The 5,917-nt window shown below is 75.3% G+C and carries 6 protein-coding genes and 1 riboswitch; of the genes, 3 read left to right on the forward strand and 3 right to left on the reverse strand.

Annotation, left to right across the window (positions count from 1 at the left end):
- A partial coding sequence (locus tag IN07_RS09230) for a zf-HC2 domain-containing protein (RefSeq protein ID WP_156119102.1) occupies positions 1-731 on the reverse strand: 731 nt, incomplete at its 3' end.
- A gap of 47 nt (positions 732-778) precedes the next feature.
- On the opposite strand from IN07_RS09230, the gene IN07_RS09235 reads away from it, so the two are divergent.
- Complete coding sequence (locus IN07_RS09235) at positions 779-1,333, forward strand: sigma-70 family RNA polymerase sigma factor (protein WP_036335378.1); 555 nt, start codon at positions 779-781, stop codon at positions 1,331-1,333.
- A gap of 30 nt (positions 1,334-1,363) precedes the next feature.
- Here the strand turns inward: IN07_RS09235 and IN07_RS09240 are convergent, their stop codons facing one another.
- Together IN07_RS09240 and IN07_RS09245 are read right to left on the reverse strand one after the other, a co-directional pair.
- The gene (locus IN07_RS09240; RefSeq protein WP_156119103.1) at positions 1,364-2,350 is read right to left on the reverse strand and encodes a cytochrome c oxidase assembly protein; all 987 of its coding nucleotides are present in this window, start codon (positions 2,348-2,350) and stop codon (positions 1,364-1,366) included.
- Positions 2,351-2,442: 92 nt separating this feature from the next.
- A complete protein-coding gene (locus IN07_RS09245; protein ID WP_036335379.1) occupies positions 2,443-3,381 on the reverse strand; it encodes a DUF5926 family protein in 939 nt (312 codons plus the stop codon).
- A gap of 74 nt (positions 3,382-3,455) precedes the next feature.
- Here IN07_RS09245 and IN07_RS09250 point away from each other — a divergent pair, with 74 nt between their 5' ends.
- Positions 3,456-4,667 (forward strand): cytochrome P450, encoded by a 1,212-nt coding sequence (locus IN07_RS09250; RefSeq protein ID WP_036335380.1) that lies wholly within the window; start codon positions 3,456-3,458, stop codon positions 4,665-4,667.
- Positions 4,668-4,905: 238 nt separating this feature from the next.
- A riboswitch (cyclic di-AMP (ydaO/yuaA leader) is annotated at positions 4,906-5,004 on the forward strand.
- A gap of 97 nt (positions 5,005-5,101) precedes the next feature.
- Positions 5,102-5,896 (forward strand): LysM peptidoglycan-binding domain-containing protein, encoded by a 795-nt coding sequence (locus tag IN07_RS23905; RefSeq protein ID WP_052091067.1) that lies wholly within the window; start codon positions 5,102-5,104, stop codon positions 5,894-5,896.
- Positions 5,897-5,917: the final 21 nt, after the last annotated feature.

The raw sequence follows: 5,917 nt of genomic DNA on the forward strand, positions 1-5,917 counted from the left end.
GCGGCACGCGCGGCCGGGCCGGCGGCCCGCCAGCCGGGCGCCGCAGGACGCTCGGCCCACCGCCCGGGCTCCGCTCCCCGGGCGACGGCCCACCTCGTCACCGGCCGGGCGGCCCGCTCCCCGGTCGGACCGGTGCGGGCACCCCGGTTCCGCAGCGCGAGCCAGCTCACCAGCACGGCCCCGCCGAGCAGCAGCAGGTGCCCGACCGCCCGGCCGGGGTGCACGTGGCCGGTCCCCAGGTCGCCGACGGTGACCCAGGCGAGCACGGCGGTGAAGGGCAGCAGGAAGGGCAGGGCACCGGCCGCCAGCCGTGGCAGCAAGGCGACGCCGAGGAAGCAGGCAGCCAGCCCCAGGTTCCAGGCACCCGTCTCGTGCGCCAGGTGCACCGGGGCGGCCGCCGCACCGCCGGCCCCCAGGAGCGCCGGCAGGCTGACCGCCAGCTGACCGGCGCCGACGGCCAGCAGGGCCAGCCGCAGACCGGCGTCCAGCCACGCCCGGGGGCGGGCCGCCGGCTGCACCGCCGGCAACCGGCCCAGCACCGCGGCGGTCACGTCGGGCATCGCCGCGACTGGGGTCAGCCGGGCCCGGCGGGTCACCTCTGCCGCGGCCTCGGCCCACCCGCGGCAGGCCGGGCACCGGCCCAGGTGCTCGTCGACCCAGGTCTGCGGGGCGCCCGGGGACTCGCCGTCCAGGCCGGCGGAGACCGCCTCACGACAGGCTGCACAGCTCACGGTGGCATAGTCGCCGCCGACGACCGCAGAGTTCCCGGAGGGTCCACGTGGGGCAGCTGGAACGTCTCGCTGCCCGTGCAGCCGAGGGCGACAGCCTGGCGCAGGCCGCGCTGATCCGGGAGACGCAGACCGACGTGTGGCGGCTGTGCGCGCACCTGGCCGACCGCCAGGCCGCCGAGGACCTCACCCAGGAGACCTACCTGCGGGCCCTGCCGGCGTTGCGGGGCTTCGAGGGCCGCTCGTCGCTGCGCACCTGGCTGCTGTCCATCGCCCGCCGGGTCTGCGCCGACCACCTGCGGGCCCGCACGCGGCGCGGCCTGGTGCTGGTCTCCGACGACACCGACCTGGCCGACCTGGTCCGCGACGTGCCGGACGACGAGGTGGGCGGGTCGGTCGCCGCGCAGGACGTGCTGGACCGGCTGGAGCCCGAGCGCCGGGAGGCCTTCGTGCTCACCCAGCTGATCGGGCTGCCCTACGCCGAGGCCGCCGAGGTGGTGGGCTGCCCGATCGGCACGATCCGCTCCCGCGTGGCCCGGGCCCGCGCCGACCTGGTCGAGGCGCTGGTCGCCGCCGACCACCCCCGCACCCGCCGCCCCTCCTAGGGCCAAGGGCGCGATCTCGGCCCCTGACGGTCAGGGGTGCTGGGCCGCCAGGCGGCGGAGCCGCTCGTTGTAGGCGGTCAGCTCCGGGTCCTCGCCGCTCTCGCCGCGGGCGATCGCCCGGTCGCGCGCCCGGTCGGCGGACCGGTTGGCCCGGTCCTCCGAGCGGGTCCACTGGAAGAACACCACCGCCAGCACCAGCACCGTGGGGAACTCCCCGAACGACCAGGCGATGCCGCCGGCCGCCCCCTGGTCGTACAGCGGGTCGATGCCCCAGGACTCGGGCGGGGTGGTGTAGCTGGTGAGCAGCAGCGTGTTGCTCATCATCACGATCACGCCGAAGAACGCGTGGAAGGGCGCCGGCAGCAGCAGCTCGAGCATCCGCGCGCCGTGCCCGGAGCGCCGGGGCCACGGGTCGATGGCCATGATCGGGCCGAAGAACAGCAGCCCGGTGACCAGGAAGTGCAGCAGCATGAACGTGTGCCCGGGCACCGTCGACATCAGCTCGTCGAACAGCGGGGTGAAGTAGACGCCGTAGAGGCTGGCGATGAACAGCGGGATGGTGAACAGCGGGGAGGAGACCAGCTGACCCAGCCGGCTGTGCAGGGCCCCGAGCAGCGCCCGCCGCGGCATCCCAGCAGGCCCCTGGGCCGCGGGGAGTGCGCGCAGCATCAGGGTGACCGGGGCGCCGAGCAGCAACAGCAGCGGCGTGATCATGCTCAGCACCATGTGCTGCACCATGTGCAGGCTGAACAGCGCCATCCCGTAGCTCTGCAGGCCACTGGCGGTGACGTGGAACAGGGTGGCGCAGCCGATCAGCCACGCGGCCGTCCGGGACGGCGCCCAGCGCACGCCCCGGCGGTGCAGCCGCCACAGCCCGACCAGGTAGCCGAGGGCCAGCAGCACGGCGAGCCAGGCCACCGGTGAGGCGGCGGCCAGGTCCAGACCCAGCACCCGGCCAGCGGTCGGCGGCAGCTCCGGGACGTGCATCGAACCCATGCCGCCGTGCTCGTGGCCCACGTTCGTCCTTCCTCAGCTCTGCTGTGCGGCCCCCACGGTAGGCCTGGCCCGGCCCTCTCGCCGCAGTCGCCGAGGGGGCCGGGTCCTCCGGCTCAGCGGAGCGTGACCTGCCGGGACAGCAGCCCGGCGCGGGCCCGTCGCTCGTCGGCGTCCAGCGGCTCGGTGACCGCCAGCGCGGCCTCCAGCCGGGAGTGCAGCTCGGCCGAGGGGCCGGCCCACTCGGCACCGGGCACGGCTCCGGGCACGTCCCACACCGGGACCACGAGCCCGAGGGCGCGGAAGGCGCCGGCGTACCGGGTCCCCTCCCCCAGGCTGAGCTGCTCGGCCGCACCGAGCCGGGCCAGGGCGTCCAGCAGCGCCTCCTCCGGCTCGGGGCGCACCCAGCGCACGTGGCCACGCTCGGTGGTGGGCCGGCACCAGTAGGCGGCCTCCAGCCCGTCCAGCCGGACCGTGGGCATCACCATCTCGTTGGCCTGCTGCAGGCTCGCGCGGGCGGTCGCGTCGACGTCGGCGCCCTCCAGCCAGAACTCGAAGTCGTCGTGCACGGTGACCTCGAACGGAGCCGAGAGGTCCAGCAGCTCCTGAAGCCGCGGCCCGGCCGAACCGGCGGCACCGATGGGGCCCGGGTCGACGGGCGCGCCGGCCGGGGCCTCGAGCGCGGCGGCGAGCGCGGTGCCGAGGTCGCGGCTGACGTCGTCGGAGGAGGTCTGCAGCTGGACGCCGAGCAGGATCTCGCCGTTGGCCCGCACCAGGGCGGGGGTGCCACCGGGGAGCACGCTGGCCAGCGTGACCGACCGGCCCTCCGTCGTGGTCAGCCGGGCGGTGGCGGCCGGCACGAGCTCGCGCAGCGCCACCCAGTCGACCTCGCCGGGCAGGCCCTCGAACGGGCGGAGCACCGGCTGGCCGTAGCCGGAGCCGTGGCAGTGCTTGTAGCGGCGGCCGGAGCCACAGGGGCAGGGCGCCTTCGGGTTGGTCTCGCCGTCGGTCGCGGCAGGGGCGGCGGGGCGACGGCGGGTCGTGGAGCGGGCCATGCATGCGAGCGTAGGAGGCGCCGTCGGCGACCGGGGGACGGCGTCCCGTCCGGCCGGCGCCCTAGGCTCTGCCGGTGACAGTGGCTCCCGTCCCGTTCGACCTGACCGACCCTGCGCTCGTCGCCGATCCCTATCCGGCGTTCGCCGTGGCCCGCGCCGCCGCGCCGGTGCAGTGGGACGAGCGGCAGGGCCTGTGGCTGACCTTCGGCCACGCCGAGGCCAACGCCGTCCTGCGGGACCGGCGGCTGGGCCGGATCTGGTCGGACCGGACCCCCACCGAGCGGTTCGAGAGCTTCAACCTGATCCACCGCAACGCCATCCTGGAGATGGAGCCGCCCACGCACACCCGGCTGCGCCGGCTGATCAGCGCGGCGTTCGCCCGCGGCCACGTCGAGCGGCTGCGGCCCTGGGTGCAGGAGCTGGCCGACTCCCTCGTCGACTCCCTCGTCGAGCGCTCCGCCGGCGAGACCGACGTCGACGTGCTGTCCGGCATGGCCGAGGAGCTGCCGGTCGCGGTCATCGCCGAGCTGCTCGGGGTGCCGGCGGCCGACCGGCCGCTGCTGCGCCCGTGGTCGAACGCGATCGTGAAGATGTACGAGTACGGCCGGACGACGGAGATCGAGGCCGACGCCGAGCGGGCCGCCGCCGAGTTCGTCGCCTACCTGCGCGAGCTGGCCGCCGAGCGGCGGACCACCCCGGGCGAGGACCTGCTCACCCACCTGGTCACGGTGCGCGACGCCGAGGGCGACCGGCTCACCGAGGACGAGCTGGTGACCACCTGCATCCTGCTGCTCAACGCCGGCCACGAGGCGACGGTCAACGTCAGCGGCAACGGCCTGCTGGCACTGCTGGAGCACCCCGACCAGCTCGCCCGGCTGCGCGCGGACCCGGGCCTGCTGCCGACGGCGATCGAGGAGCTGATGCGCTACGACTCACCGCTGCAGCTGTTCGAGCGCACCGCCACCGAGGACGTCGAGATCAGCGGGGTCACCGTCGCGCGCGGACAGAAGATCGCCGCCCTGCTGGGCAGCGCCAACCGCGACCCGGCCGTCTTCGTCGACCCGGACACCCTCGACGTCGGGCGCGCGGACAACCCGCACATCTCCTTCGGCGCCGGCGTGCACTTCTGCATCGGCGCCCCGCTGGCCCGGGTGGAGCTGCAGGCCTCCTTCGGCGCACTGCTGAGCCGCACCTCCCGGCTGGAGCTGGCCCGCCCGGCTCCGCGCCGCCCGGAGTTCGTCATCCGCGGTCTCCAGGAGCTACCGGTCGTCCTCACCGGCCGCTGAGCCGCCGCCTCATCTCGTTGCCCCGCGGGACGACCTCGGCGGACCGGTCCACACGGTGTCCATGATCGGTCACAGCTCGTGCGGACCGCGTCGTGGAACCGGCAAAAGGTCGCCGCCGACCGGTTTCTCCGGCCGACGGGCTGCCTACCGTGGGTCGTCCGCCACACGGCGGGCTCCGGACGACGGCACCGCCGAACCTGCCCACCGTCGCCCGGACGTCACGAGACCACGGGCAGGCGCGGGGGACCCACCTCGCAGGACCAGGCCTCCGGGCCTTGGGGTGAAGCCGCAGCACGCGGCCGGGCATCTCTCGCCCGAACCCGACAGCTAACTCCGCAGGCGGCGAGAGGCACACACCCATGCTCAATCGCTTCACGGCACGGCGCGACCGCTCCACCGGGCGCTCCGCCCTCGCTTCGGCGGCACGTCCCGCCATGGTCGTCGCGGCAGCCGCGGCGATGTCCTTCGGGGTCATCGCACCGGCCCAGGCCCACACCGGCAGCCACACCGTCAGCCCCGGTGACACGCTCAACGAGCTCGCTGCCAGCCACGGCACCACCTGGCAGGACATCCACGCCGCCAACCGCGACACCATCGGCAGCAACCCGAACGTGCTGCGCGTCGGCCAGGTGCTGACCATCGGCGGCGGCTCGGCCCCGGCGGCTGCACCGGCGGCCGCACCCGCGGCGGCGACCGGCACCTACGTCGTGCGCCCCGGCGACACCCTCGGCAAGATCGCCGCCCAGCACGGCACCACCTGGCAGGCCCTCCACGCCGCCAACCGCGGCACCATCGGCGGCGACCCGAACGTGCTGCGCGTCGGCCAGACCCTCACCCTCGGCGGCGGGGCGGCCCCGGCAGCGCCGGCGGCCCCGGCACCTCGCCCGGTCGAGCAGGCCGCCAGCCGCAGCGCCGACCGGACCGCCACCGGTGACCCCCGCAGCATCGGCCGGACCATGGTCGCCGAGCGCGGCTGGGGGACCGGCGAGTTCACCTGCCTGGACAACCTGTGGACCAAGGAGAGCAACTGGGAGACCACGGCCGACAACCCGAACTCCAGCGCCTACGGCATCCCGCAGGCGCTGCCCGGTTCGAAGATGGCCTCGGCCGGCCCGGACTGGCGCACCAACCCGGCCACTCAGATCACCTGGGGCCTGGACTACATCACCGACCGCTACGGCACCCCGTGTGGCGCGTGGGCGCACTTCCAGGCCAACAACTGGTACTGATCGACAAGCGGCGGGGGGGGG

Source organism: Modestobacter caceresii (assembly GCF_000761485.1).
In the GTDB taxonomy this organism is placed as follows: Bacteria; Actinomycetota; Actinomycetes; order Mycobacteriales; family Geodermatophilaceae; genus Modestobacter; species Modestobacter caceresii.